Below are 19,724 nucleotides of genomic sequence, written 5' to 3'. Positions count from 1 at the left end.
GCCCACGTCTCACTCAACAGGGGGAATTTCGCCAAATGCCGATTTCACTGACACGCACGCTGAGCGTCGCCGCACTCGGTCTCGGACTGGCCGCCGGTGCTGCACACGCCGTCGCAGATACCATCAAGGTCGGTACCATGGCGGGCCCCGAGACCGACGTGATGCAAGTGGCCAAGCAGGTCGCCAAGGAGAAGTACGGCCTCGACGTCGAGATCGTCGAGTTCACCGACTACGTGACGCCCAATGCCGCGCTGGCCGACGGCAGCCTCGATGCCAACGCCTACCAGCACGAACCCTACATGCAGTCGATGGTCAACGATCGCGGCTACGACTTCGCCATCGCTGGCAAGACGTTCGTCTACCCGATCGGTGCCTACTCCGCCAAGTACGACAGCATCGACGACCTGCCCGACGGTGCGACGATCGCCGTACCCAACGACCCGACCAATGAAGGACGGTCGCTGATCCTGCTCGACAAGCATGGACTGATCACGCTCGACGATGCCGAGAATCTGGAAGCGACGCCGATCGACATCACCGAGAACCCGCACGACTACTCGTTCAAGGAGATCGAGGCCGCCCAGATGCCGCGTGTACTTCAGGACGTCGACATGGCCTTCATCAACAGCACCTTCACCCAGCCGGCCGGTTTGACACTGGATGACGCGCTGATCAAGGAAGGTCCGGACTCCCCCTACGTCAACCTGATCGTGGTGCGCGGAGGCGATCAGGATCGCGAGGCGATCCAGGATCTGGTCAAGGCGTACCAGTCAGACGCGGTTGCCGACAAGGCCCAGGAGCTATTCCAGGGTGGTGCCGTTCCCGGCTGGAAGTGACCACGTCATTGTCACGCGCATGACGAGACACGGTCATGACCACCACGAAAACCAGCGCCGAGGCGCTGGTTTTCGTTTCCGTCTCGCCCTTGCCGCCCCCATCCCCGCAGGAGATCCAAGATGACCGATTACGCCTCCCTGGAACGTCAACTGGCAGCACTTCTGGACACCCGCGACTGGCTGACCAATGCCGCCCAGACCAGCGCCTTTCTGATGCAGGCGCTGGACGACCTGAACTGGGTCGGCTTCTATCTCCAGCGTCAGCCCGGGACGCTGATCCTCGGCCCCTTCCAGGGCCTGCCCGCCTGCAACCCGATTCCGTTTTCGAAGGGCGTCTGTGGTGCCGCCGCACGCTCGCGCCAGACCCAGCGCGTCGACGACGTCCACGCCGTCCCGGATCATATCGCCTGCGACGCCGCCTCACGTTCCGAACTGGTGGTGCCGATTGTCGTCGGCGAAGACCTCTGGGGGGTGCTGGATATCGACAGCCCGCTGCCCGCGCGCTTCAGCCGCGAGGACCAGGCCGGCATCGAACGCCTATGTCGAGTGTTCGGCGCCGCCAGCGACCTGGCGAACACCCCGGCTACCTGAGATCGCTCGCCATCCTCCTGCCTGGCAAGACAGCCGGTCTCAATCCAGGAAGACGCCCAGTTCGTCGTCCGAGCGCACCAGCTGCAGAATAGCCTCGTAGAGCGCCAACAGGTCCAGTGCCAAAGGCCGACGAACCTCCCGCGGCATCTCGCCCAGGGCGTGCTCCTCCCGGCGCCCGCTGGCGATGTTCTGGTAGAGTCCGATCGCCAGGTGCACGGCAGCGGCATACGGCGAGAAAGGCACGGCATCCAGAGGCTTGTCCTGGTAGGTCAGCGCATTGCAGATGGTCTCCGGGAAGCGCCAGCGGCGGCCCAGCTCGGCGCCCACTTCACTGAACGTGTAACCGAATCGATTGGCTTCCAGCTCGGTGCGGGGGGCCCCCTGGGCCACCAGCGCATCGATGCGCTGCATGACATCCGGATGGGCGATATGCATCAAGGCGGACCCCACGTGATGCAGGATGCCGCAGGTAAATGCCGTTTCCGGTGCCAGATCATCCAACTGGCTATGACGAACGATCGTGCGACTGAGGTTGGCGACCATGAATGACTCGCGCCAGAATGCCTTACGATCGAGTCCGGGCACTTCCTTGAGCATGCCGACCATGCCAGAAGCGATGACGAGCGTGCGCACGCGATCGAAACCCAGCAACAGCAAGGCATCGTCGATCGTCGCCACATTGCGCCCCACGCCGTATCTCACCGAGTTGGCGGAGCGCAGCAGCTTGAGGCTCAGGCTGGGATCCTTGTGGATGGTGGCCGACACCCGATGAATGCTGATCCTGTCGTTATCAAGGCTGGCGATCAGTTCGCCAACCACGGCGGGTACGCTAGGTAACTGATGGATGTGCTCGAAAAGCGAATTCAGTGACATGTTCCACTCCTGCTGTCCTCCCATGTTATCTATCGTCCGGCCAAAAGTCGTGAGGCCGGGGTCAGAATAGGCCTGCCACGATTCGCACCGACAAAAAAATCCCGCCGGAGAACCGGCGGGAAGGTCGCCGCCCAGGCGACAGCAATCATCACTATGAGATATCGGTCTCTACCCTCAGCTCTTCTGCCAGGATTTCACCATCTCGTCGTAGGGTACGGTCTTGCCTTGCGGCTTTTCGTTGTCGAGCTTGGGCTTGGGCGCGCCGGGCTGATCCAGCCAGTATTGCGCATCGCGCGGCTCGTTCAGCTTGGGCCCGCATTTTGGCTGGACATTGGCCCGCTCGAGACGCTCCATCATCCGGTCCTGAGCATCCGCCAGTCCATCCAGGGCTTGCTGCGCACTGGTCTCGCCACTGACCGCCTGGGAAATGTACTGCCACCACAGCTGGGCCAGCTTGGGATAGTCCGGCACGTTGGTGCCGGTCGGCGACCACTGCAGACGCGCCGGGCTGCGGTAGAACTCGACCAGACCACCCAGCTTCGGTGCGGCATCGGTCATCGCCTGGGAGCGAATGTCGGACTCACGGATCGGCGTCAGTCCCACCAGCGTCTTCTGCAGCGAGACCGTCTTCGAGGTCACGAACTGGGCATAGAGCCAGGCGGCGAGTCGATTCTTTTCAGGCGTCGAATTCATGAAGGTCCAGGAACCCACGTCCTGGTAGCCCTTCTTCATGCCATCCTCCCAGTACGGACCCACCGGTGACGGCGCCATCCGCCACTTGGGCGTGCCATCCTCGTTGACCACCGGCAGACCCGGCTGGGTCATGTCGGCGGTAAACGCCGTGTACCAGAAGATCTGCTGGGCGACATTGCCCTGTGCCGGTACCGGCCCCGCTTCCGAGAACGTCATGCCCTGGGCTTCCGGTGGCGCATAGGCGTGCAGCCAGTCGATGTACTTCTGGGTCGCGAAGACTGCGGCCGGGCCGTTGGTGGCGCCGCCGCGGGTGATATTCGAGCCCACCGGCCGACAATCCTCGACCCGAATCCCCCACTCGTCCACTGGCAGGCCGTTGGGAATCCCCTTGTCGCCGGCCCCGGCCATGGAGAACCAGGCATCGGTAAAGCGCCAGCCCAGCGAGGGATCCTTCTTGCCGTAATCCATGTGGCCATAGACACGCTGGCCGTCGATGTCATGGACGTCGTTGGTGAAGAAGTCGGCGATATCCTCATAGGCCGACCAGTTCACCGGCACGCCCAATTCGTAACCGTATTTTTCCTTGAATCGCGCCTTGAGATCGGGATCGTCGAACCAGTCGGCGCGGAACCAGTAGAGGTTGGCGAACTGCTGGTCGGGCAGTTGGTAGACCTTGCCATCCGGTCCGGTGGTGAAGGAGAGCCCGATGAAATCATCCAGATCCAGCGTCGGCGAGGTCACCTCGGCGGCATCCCCGGCGATCATGTCGGAAATCGGCACCACCTTGCCGTAGCGGAAATGGGTACCGATCAGGTCGGAATCGTTGACGTACGCATCGTAGATGTTGCGACCGGACTGCATCTGGGTCTGCAGCTTCTCGATCACGTCCCCTTCCTGAATCAGGTCGTGCTTCAGCTGGATGCCGGTAATCTCGCTGAAGGCGCGGGCCAGGACCTCGGATTCGTACTTGTGGGTGGTGAGCGTCTCCGAGACGACATTGATCTGCATGCCACGGAACGGTTTGGCAGCGTCGATGTACCACTGCATCTCGGCCATCTGCTGCTCGGGTGTGAGCGTCGAGGTCTTGAACTCGTCACTCAGCCAGCGTTTGGCGGCATCCTGATACTGGTCGGCGATCGCCGTCCCCGAGACGGCCATCAGCCCTGCAAGGCCGACTCCGATGCCGATGCCCAGTGGCGTCCGGCGTCGCGATCTGGCGTGCTTGATATCGAACATAGCGTTAACCCTCGTTGTTATGCTGCATTTCCTGTCTTGGCGCTATCCGAAGAGCAATGATCCCTGGTCGATGCGTTACCCCCATTTCATGATGATTGCCATGCCTGCCACGCAGATCGCCGTCGCGATCCAGAGCGGCCAATCGGTCAATGCCAGGACCAGCAAATGGCCATATGCCGCCGCCAGCAGACCAATGAACAGCCGATCGCCCCGAGACGTGGAGATCGGCAGAAAGCCCTTGCGATCCCGCCCGGGCGACACGGTCTGCCAGACCGTCATCGCGACCAGCAGTGCCGCGATTCCGGCGAAGAACAGTGCCGTCGGTAGTGTCCACGCCATCCAACCCATGGTGACTCTCCCTCTCTCTGGACTAACGGATCAGACGCGCCCCAGGGCAAAACCCTTGGCGACGTGGTTGCGCACGAAGTAGATCACCGCGATACCGGGCAACAACGCGACCACCCCGGCCGCCGCCAGCACGCCCCAATCGATACCCGAGGCCGAGACCGTTCGGGTCATCTGCGCCACGATCGGCTTGGCATCGACCGAGGTCAGCGTCCGCGCCAGCAACAGTTCGACCCACGAGAACATGAAACAGAAGAACGCCGTGACACCGATGCCGGGCCGAATCATCGGCAGGAAGATCCGGATGAAGAACTTGGGAAAGGTGTAACCGTCGATATAGGCGGTCTCGTCGATCTCCTTGGGCACCGACGACATGAAGCCCTCGAGAATCCAGACCGCCAGCGGCACGTTGAACAGGCAGTGGGCCAGCGCCACCGCGATCGGCGTGTCGAACAACCCCACCGCCGAGTAGAGCTGGAAGAATGGCAGCAGGAACACCGCCGGTGGTGCCATCCGGTTGGTCAGCAGCCAGAAGAACATGTGCCTGTCGCCCAGGAAGCGATAGCGCGAGAACGCATAGGCCGCCGGCAACGCCACCAGCAGCGAAATCAGCATGTTCATCGAGACATAGCTGAGGGAGTTCAGGTAGCTCATGTACCAGGTCGGCTCGGTGAAGATGACCCGGTAGTTGTCCAGCGTCGGCGCCGCGGGCCAGAGCGACAGCCCGCCGAGAATTTCCCGGTTCGACTTGAACGACATGTTGACCAGCCAGTAGATCGGCACCAGCACGAACAGCAGATAGACCAGCATCACCAGGCTCTTGCGCAATCTCATGGCGGCGTCATCCCTTGTCGTCGTTGTGGGTCATGGCGGTGTAGAACACCCAGGTCACCAGCAGAATGATCAGGAAGTAGATCAGCGAGAAGGCCGCGGCCCGGCCCAGATCGAACTGGCCCAGCGCCATCTGGGTCAGCGTCTGGCTGAGGAAGGTCGTGGCGGTCCCCGGCCCGCCACCGGTGAGCACGAACGGCTCGGTGTAGATCATGAAACTGTCCATGAAGCGCAGCATCACCGCGATCAACAGCACGTTCTTGAGCTTGGGCAATTGAATGAATCGAAACACCGCCCAGTGCGAGGCACGGTCGATCCTCGCCGCCTGGTAGTAGACGTCAGGGATCGAGCGCAGGCCGGAATAGCACAGCAGTGCCACCAGCGACGTCCAGTGCCAGACATCCATCACCAGCACGGTGATCCAGGCGTCCCGCGGGTTGGAGGCGTAGTTGTAGTCGAGTCCCAGGCTGTTGAGGATCCAGCCATACAGGCCGATGTCCTCCCGCCCGATGATCTGCCAGATCGTCCCCACCACATTCCACGGCACCAGCAACGGCAGTGACAGCAGAATCAGACTGAACGGCACGCCCAGTCCCCGCCGCGGCATCGATAGCGCCACGACGATGCCCAGTGGCACCTCGATGGCCAGGACGCAGAAGGAGTAGATGAACTGACGCACCAGCGAGTCATGCAGCCTCGGATCCGCCAGGATCTCCCGATACCACTCGGTGCCCACGAAGTAGCGCGTGCTCGGGTCGAAGATGTCCTGCACCGAATAGTTGACCACCGTCATCATCGGGATGATGGCGCTGAAGGCCACCAGCACGAATACCGGCAGGACCAGCCACCAGGCCTTGTTGTTATAGGTCTTCATCAGCCGCCTCCAACAGATGATCATCGATATAGAAGCGCTGCCAGGCTTCGGGGAAATGGAGGCCGATACGCCCATCAGGCACGGCCGCCTCCTCCTCCAGCCGAACCTTGATCACCGGCGCCAACGGCGTATCGAGTCGCACGTCGACGATCTTGAAGGTGCCCTGATCCTGGACCAGGTCGACGTAGCCGTGCAGGTCGGCATCGTCGGCCGCCACCAGTTGCACGAACTCCGGCCGGATGCCCAACTGCAGGCGCCCCTCCGGGCGCTGCCGAAGCCGGGCGACGACCGCGTCGGGCACCGCCAGCGCACGGCCTTCGAACTCCACGCCCGACGTGCCCAGCGCGATATCGAGCAGATTCATGCCGGGGCTGCCGATGAAGTAACCGACGAAGGTGTGTTGCGGATTCTCGAACAGCTCTCGCGGAGTGCCGAACTGCACGATCTGGCCTTCGTACATCACCGCGATCTTGTCGGCGAAGGTGGACGCCTCCAACTGGTCATGGGTGACATAGACCATCGTCACGTTGAAGCGCTGATGGATCTCCTTGAGCTTGCGCCGCAGGCGCCACTTGAGCTGCGGATCGATCACCGTCAACGGCTCGTCGAACAGGATCGCCGCCACGTCGTCACGCACCAGGCCGCGCCCCATCGACACCTTCTGCTTCTCGTCCGCCGTCAGATTCTGCGCCTTGCGATTCAATAGCGGCTCGATCTCCAGCGCCTCGGCCACCTCTCTCACCCGAGCATCGATGCGCTCCCGGGGTTGCCCCTGGTTGCGCAGCGGAAACGCCAGGTTGTCGTGAACGGTCATGGTGTCGTAGACCACCGGGAACTGAAAAACCTGGGCGATGTTGCGCTGCTGCGGGGTGAGATCGTTGACCGACTTGCCGTCGTAGAGCACCCGCCCCTCCGAGGGCACCAGCAGGCCGGATATGATGTTGAGCAGCGTGCTCTTGCCGCATCCCGAGGGCCCCAGCAGCGCGTAGGCCCCGCCCTGCTCCCAGACGTGGTCCATCGGCCGGAGTGCGTAGTCGGCCGGATTCGAGGGCGCGCCGTGATAGCTATGGGCCAGTTGTTCCAGACGGATTTCGGCCATCTAGTGGTCTCCTCGCCCGTCGGGCACTGTCGATCGCGGTGAAGGAGGTGACAACACCAGGTCGCCTCCCGGCTCGAACACGAAGAGCTGGCGAAAAGAGGCGTGAACCTCCAGCGCCTGATCCACGCCGAATTCATGAATCCCGATCAGGTGCGCAACCAGATCGATTCGCTCGTGCGACAGGTGCAGGAAGGTCTCGGAGCCGCTGATTTCCGCCACCCGCAAGATCGTTGGCAAACGCAAGGCCGGCTCCGTGAGCGGCTCCAGCGACCAGTGATGGGGCCGGATGCCGATCTGGTAGTCGCCTTCGGACAGCGACTTCCAGACCGCGGGCAGCGGTTGGCGCTGATCGGCGATACGGCATTCGCCGGCCTGGATCGTCATCGGCATCAGGTTGATGGGAGGCTCGCCGAACAGCGTCGCCGCCTCACGATTACGCGGATGGCGATAGACCTCGTCGCCGGGGCCACTCTGGACGATCCGCCCCTGGTGGAGCAGCGTCGTCGTGCCTCCCAGCGCCAGCGCCTCGGCCGGTTCGGTGGTGGCGTAGACCGCGATGGTATTGCGCGACTCGAACAGCTTGCGCATCTCCACCCGCAGCGCCTCCCGCAGCTTGTAGTCGAGATTGACCAGAGGCTCGTCGAACAGCACCAGGTCCGCTTCCTTGACCAGCGCCCTGGCCATCGCCGTGCGCTGCTGCTGCCCGCCGGAGAGTTCCTGCGGGTAGCGTCCCAGCAGTTGCTGAATTCCCAGCATCGCCGCGGTCTCCTCGACCCGACGGGTAATCTCCTGTCGCGAGACCCTGGCCTGCTTGAGTGGCGAGGCGATGTTGTCGAAGACCGTGAGCGTCGGATAGTTGATGAACTGCTGATAGACCATCGAGACATTGCGCTGGCGAACCGGCAAGTGGGTCACGTCACGGCCATCGAGATAGACCCTGCCGTGATCGGGCCTGTCCAGCCCGGCCATCAGCCGCATCAATGTGGTCTTGCCCGCCAGCGTGTGCCCCAGCAGCACATTGAATGACCCCGGTTCCAACGTCAGGCTGGCATCACTGATATAGGTCTCGCCTCGCACCGACAGTGTCACGTTGTCGAGTTGTAATGACATGAGTGGCACCGTTCCCTTTTTTCTCTTTCGAGCATCGTAGAACACTCGTTCCATAAAGCTATACGACGAAAAAAGCAGACGGTATCGATGTCAGAGACACATGCACAATCACATGATTTTAAATGGATTTATGGCATTAAAACCTTAGTCTTAACCACTAATGTCCAACACTCTGGGCAAGTTTCGAGATGGTAATGCAGCTGAAAAAGGTGTTTTTTCGGCAAGATTTGTTCGAAAACCAACATGGCCGTGGGTGAGAAGACGCGGATGCCGATGGCGGAGCGCGCCAAAATTGCGGAAACAAAAAACCGCCGGGAGCGGTTTGGGACGCCTCGGGCGGCCCGAAGGATGGCAGGCAACAAAAAACCCGAGCCGAGGCTCGGGTTTCGAATCTGGTAGGACCAAGCGGATTTGAACCGCTGACCTCCACGATGTCAACGTGGCGCTCTAACCAACTGAGCTATGGTCCTGAATGGCGTTGGCACGATGCTGAAAACAGACTGGTAGGACCGAGCGGATTTGAACCGCTGACCTCCACGATGTCAACGTGGCGCTCTAACCAACTGAGCTACGGTCCTGCATCGATGACGGCGGGCTCGCCGTGACAACGGATGCGAATTTTACCCAGGCGGGCGCGGAATGCAACCCTCTCTGCCTAAAAAAATCACGCCAACTGCCTGTCGCGCCGAGACAATTCCTTTGCGATTATCGCTGGCACGGGGCCTTCCCTCAGGTGAAATCAGCTCTCACATCCAACAACGCGGCGATTTCCGCCGTTCAGGACACCGCCCTCGATGCCCCCTTCCCGCTCGCCACGATCACGGCCCCGCCGAAGTCGCTGATTGCCATTGCCCGGAGCGGGACACTTCACCCCCCGCGCCATACCGATCCCGATCCCGATCCCGATCCCGATCCCGATCCCGATCCCGATCCCGATCCCGATCCCGATCAGCATGAGTATCTGGCCTCTTGGCCGCCGGAAGAAAACCGGCGCCATCCGGCCAATGCCATTCGACGAACCTGGCTAATATCGTCGCGAAGCATCGGACTACCGGCAATCTCGCAGGGTGACATCGAACCGAAGGTTTCGCCCCGACCACCTAGACCATGGTCGTAGTCATGAACGGCCCGTTACCGCCTCCCGAGGCAACGGCAAGGCATTCAGCTTTGATAGACTGGCTTCTCGAATCAGTTAAAGAATCGTCAACGGAACGCGGCAGGAAACCACCATGACACAGCAGGAACGTCACGAAGCCATCGTCGAGCTGGTCAAGCGGCAAGGCTATGCCTCGATCGAGCAGCTCGCCAAAGACTTCGACGTCACGCCCCAGACGGTGCGCCGCGATCTCAACCAACTGGCGGAAGAGGGCATCGTCAAGCGCGTCCATGGAGGCGCCGGCCTGGAATCGAGTACCGTCAACACTGCCTATCACACCCGCAAGACGTTGAATTTGGACGCCAAGCGCCGGATAGCCGAAATGCTGGCGAGCCATATTCCCGACTCGTCGTCGTTGTTCATCAACATCGGCACCAGCAATGAATTCATCGCCGAAGCGCTGTGCCAGCACAGTGGGCTCGAGGTCATCACCAACAATCTCAACGTGGCGGCCATTCTGCAGCACAAGACCGACTTCAACGTCATCGTCGCCGGCGGCCAGGTTCGCTCTCGCGACGGCGGAATCATTGGTGAAGCCACCATCGATTTCATCAATCAGTTCAAGGTCGACTACGGCATCATCGGTATCAGCGGCATCGATGGCGATGGTTCGCTACTGGAATTCGACTATCAGGAGGTCCGCGTTGCACAAGCCATCCTGCGCAACTCCCGTCAGGTCTTCCTGGCGGCGGATCATTCGAAATTTCACCGCAATGCCGTGGTACGCCAGGGCAACCTCAGCCAGATCAATGCCTTTTTCACCGACCGGCAGCCGCCCGATGGACTGCGTCGGCTGATGCGGGAGCACGACGTGGCGCTCTACGTCGCCGACCCTTCGATATCCGCGGACATCGAGCCCCTGCCCGCCCACGCGGGCTGATGTCCGATAACCCATGCAACGACCGGCCATGTGCCGGCTTCGTTCCCTCCCGACGACGGATAGCCTCCACGCCTCCCCTTTTGGTCGAGGAAACTCCCCACAGCCATTGATGTTCGGAAATGATTAGTCTATGTTCGCAATCGAACATAACCAATCATCACCTTCCCGGAGGGCGGTATGGCCTCAACGACACAGCGTCACGTCCATGACCTCATCGTCGTCGGTGGCGGCATCAATGGCACCGGCATCGCCAACGACGCCGCCGGCCGGGGGCTGTCCGTGTTGCTGTGCGAACAAGCGGATCTGGCCAGCGCCACCTCCTCCGCCAGCAGCAAGCTGATCCACGGAGGGTTGCGCTATCTCGAGCACCGCGAATTTCGCCTGGTGCGCGAAGCGCTGAAGGAACGCGAGGTGATGCTGCGCAAGGCACCGCACATCGTCTGGCCATTGCGCTTCATCCTGCCCCATCAACCGCACCTGCGGCCTGGCTGGATGCTTCGCGCAGGGCTCTTTCTCTACGATCATCTCAGCCACCGCGACAGCCTGCCCAACGCCAAGCGCCTGCGATTCGGTTCGGAAAGCCCGCTGGTACCGACGATCAAGCGCGGATTCGAGTACTCCGACTGCTGGGTGGACGATGCCCGACTGGTGGTGCTCAACGCGATCCAGGCACGGGAGAAAGGCGCCGACATCCGGGTCCGCACGCGTTGCGTCGAGGCTCGCGAGGAGCAGGGAGAGTGGGTGGTGATTCTCGAGGACCTGGACAGCGGGCAGCGCCAGGAACAGCGGAGCAAGGTGCTGGTCAACGCCGCCGGCCCCTGGGTGGAGTCTTTCGTCAAGGGCAATGCCAAGCGCGACTCGCGCTACGGCATCCGCATGATTCAGGGCAGCCACCTGATAGTGCCGCGCCTCAACGATGACGACCGTGCCTACATTTTGCAGAATCGCGACGGCCGTATCGTCTTCGTGCTGCCCTACCAGCAGCGCTACAGCCTGATCGGCACCACCGATCGCCGCTATCAGGGCGACCCCGCCCAGGTCGCCATCAATGACGAGGAGATCGATTATCTGCTCGACGTGCTCAACGCGCACTTCGTCAGGCAGCTCGGTCGCGAGGACGTGGTCGCGACCTATGCCGGCGTACGCCCGCTGTGCGACGACGAATCAGAGAACCCCTCGGCCATGACCCGGGACTATACCCTCGACCTCGATAGGCACGGCGCGCCAATGCTGTCGATCTTCGGCGGCAAGATCACGACTTACCGCAAGCTCGCCGAGGCGGCCATGCGTAAACTCGAGCCATTGCTGCCTGCCATGGGCCAACCGTGGACAGCCGATGCTCGGCTGCCCGGCGGTGACATCGAGTCGCGCCAGACATTTGCCGATCGACTCGTGGATGAATATCCGTTTCTCGGCCGAGAGCGAGCCGAACGATTCGCTTCCAGCTATGGCTCGCTGTGTCTCGGCTTCCTCAAGGACACGCAGAGCCAGGAGGATCTTGGCCAGCATTTCGGCGGCGGTCTCACCCGCGCCGAAGTCGACTATCTGATCGAGCAAGAGTGGGCACGCACCAGCGATGACATCCTGTGGCGACGCAGCAAGCTGGGTCTTCGCCTGTCCAGTGACGAGCAGCAGACGCTGTCGCGCTACCTCGACCAGCACCCAATCGCCGGTCACTCAGGTCCACTATCCAAAGTCTCATGAGGAATTAGCTGCCAGGAGGTTGCCGGGAAGCGATACTGCCATGGGTACGAGCCGCGTTTCTGCTACGCTTGGCCCTGCATGGCGTCCTACCCCGACACAAGGAATTCCCCCTTGCTGCAACTCCTGTTTAGCTGTCTCGGCTGCCTCGCGCTGCTGGTCACCCTGGCGCCTTACATGCGGATTCGCCACTGGACCGTTCGCAGTTTCGATTTCCCGCTTCTCCAGATTGCCATCGCCGCCACCGCGTTAGCACTGATTCAACTCGCGTTCGAACCCGTGCTCTGGTGGCATTGGGCCGGCGTCGCCGCCAGCGTGACCGCGGCGGTCATCCAGTGGGCGCGCATCTATCCATGGACCCCGCTGGCACGCTGCACGGTGGTCAAGTCCAATGCTCAGGCGCCGGAACACGAACTCAAGCTGCTCGTCTCCAACGTACTGACCCCCAATCGCCAGGCATCGAAGTTGATCGACCTGGTCCACGAACACGACCCCGACATCCTGCTGACGCTGGAGTCCGATCAGTGGTGGGGGGATCAACTGGATGCCGCCATCGGCGAGTCGATGGCGGAAGCGGTGCGTGTCCCCCTCGACAATCTCTACGGAATGCATCTCTATTCCCGTCTGCCGCTGGAAGATGTCGAGGTCAAGTGGCTGATCCAGGACGATATCCCCTCGATTCATGCCTGGGTAAGGCTGAAGGATGGCAGCCGTATTCGTTTCCACGCCCTGCATCCGCGGCCGCCCGCCCCATCGGAAAGCGATGAGTCACTGTGGCGCGACGCGGAACTGCTGCTGGTTGGCCAGACCATTGCAGAGCGCAGTGACCCCACCGTCGTTGCCGGAGATCTCAACGACGTCGCCTGGTCACCGACGACGAAACTGTTCTGCAAGATCAGCGGCATGCTCGATCTTCGCCGCGGCCGCGGCCAGTACAGTACCTTCCACGCCAAATATCCGATGCTGCGCTGGCCGCTGGATCACGTCTTCGTCACCGAGCACTTCACCCTCGTCCACATGGAACGGCTGCCGGAAGTGGGATCCGATCACTTCCCCATATTGGTAACGCTGCGCCACAACCCTACCCGGGCGTCCGAGAACGAGCCCGAGAAAGCCGATAGCGAGGAGCGGGAGGATGCAGAGGAGACGATCGAGGAAGCCCAGGATCGTCATGGCGAGAAGCCGGTCTGAACTGCTTCGGCTGCGGCTATCCACGCTTGACCACAACGCCACCCGACCGGGTGGCGCTGTGGTATCGGCCTCCGACTGGAACCGTTGATTCAGGAATCTGGCGACAGCTGGCGATCGGGAGGAAGCGCAGGCGCTACTCCGGGATTCCTCCCTCGGTCAGCTTGGCCGGATCGAGCAGGCGTTCCAGTTCCTGGCGCGATAGATCGGTCTCCTCCTCGGCCACATCGATGATCGGCCGCCCTGCCTGATAGGCTTTCTTGGCGACCGCTGCTGCCGCGTCGTAGCCGATCACCGAGTTGAGTGCGGTAACCAGAATCGGGTTCTTCGACAGCGGGCCCTCGATGTTGTCGCGACGCACATTGAACGTGGCGATGGCGCGGTCCGCCAGCAGCCGGCTCACATTGGCCAGCAGCTTGATCGAGCCCAGCAGGTTGTGCGCGATCAGTGGCAACATCACATTGAGCTGGAAGTTGCCGCTCTGTCCGCCAACGGTAATGGCTGCATCGTTGCCGATGACCTGAGCGGCAACCTGGGCCGCGGACTCCGGAATTACCGGATTGACCTTGCCCGGCATGATCGAACTGCCCGGCTGCAGGGCCTCCAGCTCGATCTCGCCCAACCCACCCAAGGGGCCGGAATTCATCCAGCGCAGGTCGTTGGCGATCTTCATCACCGCGACGGCATAGGCCTTGAGATGGCCAGAGAGTTCCACCGCCGTATCCTGGGAAGCCAGGCTGGCAAAGAAGCTGTCGTTGGGCCGAAAGTCGAGGTGGGTATCGCTGGCAAGGCGCGCTGCCACTTTCTCGGCAAAATCGGGATGGGCATTGACGCCGGTGCCGACGGCCGTGCCACCGAGTGCCAGGCGAGTCACTCGCTTGAGCCCGTCTTCCAGGCGATCTATCGACTGCCCGATCTGGCTGGACCAGCCGCCGAGTTCCTGGCTCAGGCGAACCGGCATCGCATCCATCAGATGGGTGCGCCCGGTCTTGACCACGTCGTCGACCTCCTTCGCCTTGTCGTCGATGGTCGCCCGCAGATAATGGAGCGCCGGCAGCAGGCGCTCGCGAACCTGTGTCGCCGCGGCGAGGTGGATGGCCGTGGGGATCACGTCGTTGCTCGACTGCCCCATGTTGACGTGATCGTTGGGGCGGACCTCGAGGCCCTCCCGACTGGCGAGGTGAGAGATCACCTCGTTGACGTTCATATTGGTCGACGTGCCCGACCCCGTCTGGAACACATCGATCGGAAACTGATCGGCGTGCTTGCCATCGATGATCTCGTCGGCTGCCGTCGCGATGGCCTTCGCCCGGTCATCGTCCAGCAACTCGAGCTCCCGATTGACCTCTGCGGCGGCGCGCTTGATATGGGCGACCGCGGCGATGAAAGCCGAAGGCAACGGTTGGCCGCTGATCGGGAAATTGTTGATGGCACGCTGGGTCTGCGCGCCGTAGCGCGCACTGGCGGGTACCTCGAGCTCGCCCATGCTGTCACGTTCGATACGCTGTTGAGTCATGACTTCCTCCTGACGATGGCGGATGAACACCGGTGAAATGTGGCAACGCCGCCGCGTGGCGGCGACGGCGCTGCCAGGGACTCACTCAAGACTAGCAGGCCCTGCGCCGGTTGCTGCGGCCATCGCCCCCGCTTGGCGGATGCCAGAGACCCGAGCACGATCCGCGAGACGAAACCGCCCGCGCCGAGAGGGCGCGGGCGGTGAGAGGTTCCAACGGAGGGTGTCTGGCCGTGGGTCAATCGAAGTCGATGATCTGGCGGATCGCCTCCCCGCTGGCCAGACGGTCGAAACCGAGGTTGATCTCGTCCAGTTTCAGACGGTGGGTCAGCAGCTTCTCTACCGGCAGCCGGCCAGCACGGTAGAGCGCGATATACTCCGGCACGTCCAGCGACGGCACGTGCCCGCCCAGGTAGGAGCCCTTGAGCGTGCGCTCTTCGGCGACCATCCGAGTGGGGCTGATGGCGAAACGCACGTCCGGATGCGGTAGCCCCGAGGTCACCGTGGTGCCGCCGCGGGCGGTACACTCGTAGGCGAACTCAAGCGCCTTGGAGACACCGGCGAACTCGGCGGCGATATCCACCCCGCCGCCGCTGATCTCGCGCACCTGCTCGATGGCATCGGCATCGCCGCTGTTGACTACATGGGTGGCGCCCATCGCCTTGGCGGTCTCCAGCTTGTCGGGGGCGATGTCGGCGGCGATCACATGGCGGGCGCCGCCCCCGGCAGCCCCCATCACCGCCGCCAGACCGACCCCGCCGAGCCCGACCACCAGCACCGACTGCCCCAGACGCAGGCCGGCGGTATGGACCACCGCACCGACCCCAGTGAGCACGGCGCAGCCGAACAGCGCGGCGATATGGAACGGCAGATCGGCGTCGATCCGCGTCAGCGACCGCCGCGAGGCCACCGCATACTCGGCGAAGCCGGAGACGCCGATATGGTGATAGATCTTCTGCCCGCCCTTGTGCAGGCGCATGCCACCTCCCAGCAGGTGCCCGGCGCCATTGGCCACCTGCCCCGGCGCGCACAGCGCCGCGCGTCCCGAGAGACAGGAGGGGCAGCCCCCGCAGCTGGGCGCGAACGAGAACACCACGTGGTCGCCGGGCGCGAGATCCTCGACGCCATCACCGACCTCGACCACCTCGCCGGCAGCCTCGTGCCCCAGCACCATCGGCAGTGGCCGCGGCCGATCGCCGTTGATGGTGGAGAGATCCGAGTGGCACAGCCCGGCGGCGCGCATCCGTACCAGCACCTCGCCGCGCCCGGGCGGGTCGAGCTCGACCTCCTCGATCGACAGCGGCTGCGACTCCCGGTACGGGCGGGGCTTCTGCATTTCGTGGATCACGGCTGCATGCATTTTCATCGCGACTTCCCTATTCACAGTGGATCGATCCGGCACGCCTCATCGCATCGGATCCGGTTGGCATTCGAGTGCCAGGCGCAGTGCTCGGTATTTCAGGCCCGGTACTCAGCGTTTCAGGCGTAGTACTCGGTCTCTCAGGCGTAGTACTCGGGCGCATGACGGAAGGTCGGCCACGCTTCCGGGTCGTGCCCGGTGACCACCAGTGCCCCGGTCTTCTCGGCCAGCGCGTGCAGCTTGCGCACGGAGCGCACCGTATCCACCGTCGACGCAAGAAAGCCCGGCAGCGCCTTCTCATCCCAGTGATCGGTGGTGTAGGCCGCATCCACCGCCAGCAGCACCGGACCGGTCTCGGGTAGCTGGAGCAGGAAGCTGGCATGGCCGGGGGCGTGCCCAGGAGTGAAGACGAAGCGGATGCTACCGTCGCCAAAGACGTCGTAACCGTCGTCGCCATCCTCGAGCAGATGCCACTTCAGTCCGGGGCGATCGAAATCGGCGCGGATATAGCCACCGGCGGAGAACCAGTCCGGCGCCATCGCATACTCGTATTCGCATCGCCGCACGATATGCGTGGCATTGGGAAAGCGGCCGGTCGCCCCGGTGTGATCCAGATGCAGATGGCTGTGCAGGACATAACGAACGTCCTCGGGCTCGATGCCGAAGTTCTTCAGTGCCTGGACGCAACCCTCCTCCTCACGCATTACGGGCCAATAGACCGCAGTGATGTCGCCCCAGTGCTTCTCGGGATCGCTGGCGCACTCGACGGCACAGCCACCATCGATGACGACGTTCCCCTCCGGGTGCGTAATCAAATACCAGGGTACGGGGATCTCGTACTCATCCAGCCCCGCATTCATCTTGATATTGCACACCCGGCACTTGAGCGTGCCGGTCTGGAACATGTAAAGACGTGGGGTAGTCATGACGCACTCCTGGTTTGACCAAATGAAGACGACATTGCCACTGACCGCGGTGCGAGCACGGCGGAGGGTTTTGATACTCGCGAGCGGCATCGACGCTCGCAGCCGGGCGACCGGACGTGTCAGAGTAGGACAAGGCCAAACGGCGTGACCAGCGGACTTTGGTCCCAGGCAGCAGCCCCCGCCTCAGGCCAGTCCAGGCCGGTCACGCCCGCTCTCAGCACACTCACCGAGGAGTCCCAGCCATGTGGCATCGTCAGCCATTCACGCTCACCGCACGCCCGCGCGGCTTTCATCTGGTCACCGACGAGGTCCTGGCGGCCCTGCCACGGCTGGCCGAGATCCGTACCGGCCTGCTCCATCTCCAACTGATGCACACTTCGGCCTCGCTGACCCTGAACGAGAACGCCGACCCCGACGTGCGCCATGACATGGCGCTGTTCGCCGCCCGGATCGCCCCCGAGCGGCTCGATGGCCTGCGCCACACCCTCGAGGGCCCCGATGACATGCCCGCCCACGTGCTGGCCAGCCTGTTTGGCACCCAACTGACCGTGGCCGTGGACAATGGCCGCCTGCTCACCGGCACCTGGCAGGGCATCTGGCTCGGCGAGCACCGCCAGCACGGCGGCGCGCGCCGGATCACCGCCACCCTGACGGGCGAGTGACGACCGCCGCGCTAGCACCTCAGTGCGAGTGCCGTGGCACCTCGGCGCCGCGACAGCCGCGCAGGAAGTCGAAGTCACAGCCCTCGTCGGCCTGCAGCACGCGCTCGATATAGAGCTGGCGATAGCCGCCGCTGGTGGCGATCTGGCTCGATGCCGCGGTCGGGTCGGCCGCAGCCAGGCGCCGCGCGATCTCGGCGTCGTCGACCTCCAGCTCGAGCTTGCCGTTGTCGCAGTCCAGGCTGATCCAGTCGCCGTTCTCGACCGCCGCCAGCGGTCCGCCCGCTGCCGCCTCCGGGGCCACGTGGAGGACCACAGTGCCGTAGGCGGTACCGCTCATGCGGGCGTCCGAGATACGCACCATGTCGGTGATGCCCTGCTCGAGGATCTTGGGCGGCAGACCCATGTTGCCGACTTCCGCCATGCCGTGATAACCCCGCGGGCCGCAGTGCTTCAGGACCAGAATGTCGTTGGCCTCGACCTCGAGCTCGGGATCGTTGATGCGCGCCTTGTAGTCGTCGAAGTTCTCGAACACCACCGCGCGACCTCGGTGCTTCATCAGTTCGGGGCTGGCCGCGGAGGGCTTGAGCACCGCGCCGTTGGGCGCCAGGTTGCCGCGCAGGATGCAGATGCCGCCGTCCTCGCGCAGCGGCTTGTCCAGCGGGCGAATCACCTCGTCGTTGTAGTGCGGGGCATCCTGCACGTTTTCCCAGATCGTCCTGCCGTTGGCGGTCAGCGCGTCCTTGTGGGGCAGTCGGTCGGCTTCGCCCAGCCGGCGCAGCACGGCCGGCAGACCGCCGGCGTAATAGAACTCCTCCATCAGGAAGCGCCCAGAGGGCTGCAGGTCGACGATGGTCGGCGTGCCGCGACCGATTCGGGTCCAGTCGTCCAGTGGCAGGTCGACCCCGATACGCCCGGCGATCGCCTTGAGATGGATCACCGCATTGGTCGAGCCGCCAATGGCGGCATTGGTTCGTATCGCGTTCTCGAATGCAGCGCGGGTCAGTATCTTCGACAGTTTCAGGTCCTCGTCGACCATCTCGACGATGCGGTTGCCGGAGAGATGGGCGAGCACGTAGCGCCGGGAATCCACCGCCGGGATCGCGGCGTTGTGCGGCAGCGAGACCCCCAGCGACTCCGCCATGCAGGCCATGGTCGAGGCCGTGCCCATGGTGTTGCAGGTACCGGCCGAACGCGACATGCCGGCCTCGGCGGCCATGAAGTCATGAATCGATATCTTGCCGGCCTTGACCTCTTCGGAGAGTCTCCAGACCACGGTTCCCGACCCGATGTCCTTGCCCTCGTGCTTGCCGTTGAGCATCGGCCCGCCGGTCACCACGATTGTCGGAATGTCGCAGCTCGCCGCGCCCATCAGCAGCGCCGGGGTGGTCTTGTCGCAGCCCACCAGCAGCACCACGCCATCGATGGGATTGCCGCGAATCGCCTCCTCGACGTCCATGCTCGCCAGGTTGCGGGTGAACATCGCCGTGGGGCGCAGGTTGGACTCGCCGTTGGAGAACACCGGGAACTCCACCGGATAGCCGCCGGCCTCGAGCACGCCCTTCTTGACGTGTTCGGCGAGCTTGCGGAAGTGCGCATTGCAGGGCGTCAGCTCCGACCAGGTATTGCAGATGCCGATGATCGGTTTGCCCTGGAATTCGTGGTCCGGAATCCCCTGGTTCTTCATCCAGCTTCGGTACATGAAACCGTTCTTGTCGGCGGTACCGAACCACTGGGCCGAGCGCAGACGGCGCTTGTTGTGGGGTCTATCCGATGAATCGCTCATCTCTCTCTCCTCGAACCCTAGTCAGTGGATGACGGCCACGGCAGTCGTCCAGGATGTTGCCAACCGC

At 63.0% G+C, this 19,724-nt stretch carries 18 protein-coding genes and 2 tRNA genes; 7 read left to right on the top strand and 13 right to left on the bottom strand.

Annotated features, from left to right (window positions below; all coding sequences use genetic code 11):
- The first annotated feature begins 35 nt into the window (after nt 1-35).
- Together DOM56_RS10630 and DOM56_RS10625 are read left to right on the top strand one after the other, a co-directional pair.
- Nucleotides 36-836 carry a MetQ/NlpA family ABC transporter substrate-binding protein gene (locus DOM56_RS10630; protein WP_110708743.1) on the top strand — a complete coding sequence of 267 codons (801 nt, stop codon included), beginning with the start codon at nt 36-38 and terminating at the stop codon, nt 834-836.
- Between the two features lie 120 nt (nt 837-956).
- Nucleotides 957-1,427: a GAF domain-containing protein gene (locus tag DOM56_RS10625; RefSeq protein WP_110708742.1), complete on the top strand. Its 471-nt coding sequence runs from the start codon at nt 957-959 to the stop codon at nt 1,425-1,427.
- Nucleotides 1,428-1,466: 39 nt separating this feature from the next.
- Here the strand turns inward: DOM56_RS10625 and DOM56_RS10620 are convergent, their stop codons facing one another.
- The 9 genes from DOM56_RS10620 to DOM56_RS10580 form a co-directional block, all read right to left on the bottom strand.
- The gene (locus DOM56_RS10620; protein WP_157958210.1) at nt 1,467-2,300 is read right to left on the bottom strand and encodes an HDOD domain-containing protein; all 834 of its coding nucleotides are present in this window, start codon (nt 2,298-2,300) and stop codon (nt 1,467-1,469) included.
- A gap of 174 nt (nt 2,301-2,474) precedes the next feature.
- Nucleotides 2,475-4,151 (bottom strand): ABC transporter substrate-binding protein, encoded by a 1,677-nt coding sequence (locus tag DOM56_RS10615; protein WP_198655764.1) that lies wholly within the window; start codon nt 4,149-4,151, stop codon nt 2,475-2,477.
- A 153-nt stretch (nt 4,152-4,304) separates the two neighbouring features.
- A complete protein-coding gene (locus DOM56_RS10610) occupies nt 4,305-4,577 on the bottom strand; it encodes a DUF2160 domain-containing protein (RefSeq protein ID WP_110708740.1) in 273 nt (90 codons plus the stop codon).
- Nucleotides 4,578-4,607: 30 nt separating this feature from the next.
- Nucleotides 4,608-5,408: a carbohydrate ABC transporter permease gene (locus DOM56_RS10605; RefSeq protein WP_110708739.1), complete on the bottom strand. Its 801-nt coding sequence runs from the start codon at nt 5,406-5,408 to the stop codon at nt 4,608-4,610.
- 7 nt (nt 5,409-5,415) lie between these two features.
- Complete coding sequence (locus DOM56_RS10600; protein WP_198655763.1) at nt 5,416-6,282, bottom strand: sugar ABC transporter permease; 867 nt, start codon at nt 6,280-6,282, stop codon at nt 5,416-5,418.
- Nucleotides 6,266-7,378, bottom strand: coding sequence for an ABC transporter ATP-binding protein (locus DOM56_RS10595; RefSeq protein ID WP_110708738.1), 1,113 nt, complete (start codon nt 7,376-7,378; stop codon nt 6,266-6,268). Before DOM56_RS10595 ends, DOM56_RS10600 begins: the two co-directional genes overlap by 17 nt.
- A complete protein-coding gene (locus DOM56_RS10590) occupies nt 7,379-8,488 on the bottom strand; it encodes an ABC transporter ATP-binding protein (protein ID WP_110708737.1) in 1,110 nt (369 codons plus the stop codon).
- A 393-nt stretch (nt 8,489-8,881) separates the two neighbouring features.
- Nucleotides 8,882-8,958, bottom strand: a tRNA-Val gene (locus tag DOM56_RS10585).
- Between the two features lie 31 nt (nt 8,959-8,989).
- Nucleotides 8,990-9,066: transfer RNA gene (locus DOM56_RS10580), tRNA-Val, on the bottom strand.
- Between the two features lie 23 nt (nt 9,067-9,089).
- Here DOM56_RS10580 and DOM56_RS19840 point away from each other — a divergent pair.
- The 4 genes from DOM56_RS19840 (at nt 9,090) to DOM56_RS10560 (ending at nt 13,416) form a co-directional block, all read left to right on the top strand.
- Nucleotides 9,090-9,605 (top strand): hypothetical protein, encoded by a 516-nt coding sequence (locus DOM56_RS19840; protein WP_198655752.1) that lies wholly within the window; start codon nt 9,090-9,092, stop codon nt 9,603-9,605.
- 112 nt (nt 9,606-9,717) lie between these two features.
- Nucleotides 9,718-10,524 (top strand): DeoR/GlpR family transcriptional regulator, encoded by an 807-nt coding sequence (locus DOM56_RS10570; RefSeq protein WP_110599248.1) that lies wholly within the window; start codon nt 9,718-9,720, stop codon nt 10,522-10,524.
- Nucleotides 10,525-10,701: 177 nt separating this feature from the next.
- The gene (gene glpD, locus DOM56_RS10565; RefSeq protein ID WP_110708736.1) at nt 10,702-12,228 is read left to right on the top strand and encodes a glycerol-3-phosphate dehydrogenase; all 1,527 of its coding nucleotides are present in this window, start codon (nt 10,702-10,704) and stop codon (nt 12,226-12,228) included.
- A 111-nt stretch (nt 12,229-12,339) separates the two neighbouring features.
- Entirely contained in the window at nt 12,340-13,416 is a 1,077-nt protein-coding gene (locus tag DOM56_RS10560) for an endonuclease/exonuclease/phosphatase family protein (RefSeq protein ID WP_232822252.1), read from the top strand.
- A 133-nt stretch (nt 13,417-13,549) separates the two neighbouring features.
- On the opposite strand, the gene DOM56_RS10555 is transcribed toward DOM56_RS10560, so the two are convergent.
- The 3 genes from DOM56_RS10555 to attM form a co-directional block, all read right to left on the bottom strand.
- Nucleotides 13,550-14,929, bottom strand: coding sequence for a class II fumarate hydratase (locus tag DOM56_RS10555; protein WP_110708734.1), 1,380 nt, complete (start codon nt 14,927-14,929; stop codon nt 13,550-13,552).
- 235 nt (nt 14,930-15,164) lie between these two features.
- Nucleotides 15,165-16,292 (bottom strand): zinc-dependent alcohol dehydrogenase family protein, encoded by a 1,128-nt coding sequence (locus tag DOM56_RS10550; protein ID WP_110708733.1) that lies wholly within the window; start codon nt 16,290-16,292, stop codon nt 15,165-15,167.
- A 134-nt stretch (nt 16,293-16,426) separates the two neighbouring features.
- Nucleotides 16,427-17,212: an N-acyl homoserine lactonase AttM gene (gene attM / locus DOM56_RS10545; protein WP_110708732.1), complete on the bottom strand. Its 786-nt coding sequence runs from the start codon at nt 17,210-17,212 to the stop codon at nt 16,427-16,429.
- 242 nt (nt 17,213-17,454) lie between these two features.
- On the opposite strand from attM, the gene DOM56_RS10540 reads away from it, so the two are divergent.
- A complete protein-coding gene (locus tag DOM56_RS10540) occupies nt 17,455-17,874 on the top strand; it encodes a secondary thiamine-phosphate synthase enzyme YjbQ (protein ID WP_110708731.1) in 420 nt (139 codons plus the stop codon).
- Between the two features lie 19 nt (nt 17,875-17,893).
- Here the strand turns inward: DOM56_RS10540 and DOM56_RS10535 are convergent, their stop codons facing one another.
- On the bottom strand, nt 17,894-19,657 hold the full coding sequence (locus tag DOM56_RS10535; protein ID WP_110708730.1) for an IlvD/Edd family dehydratase: 1,764 nt from the start codon (nt 19,655-19,657) through the stop codon (nt 17,894-17,896).
- Between the last annotated feature and the right edge of the window lie 67 nt (nt 19,658-19,724).

The sequence above is a fragment of the Salinicola sp. CR57 genome (assembly GCF_003206585.1).
In the GTDB taxonomy this organism is placed as follows: Bacteria; Pseudomonadota; Gammaproteobacteria; order Pseudomonadales; family Halomonadaceae; genus Salinicola; species Salinicola lusitanus.
Note: the sequence above shows the minus strand (reverse complement) of the source record. Positions and strands in the feature narration are given on the sequence as shown.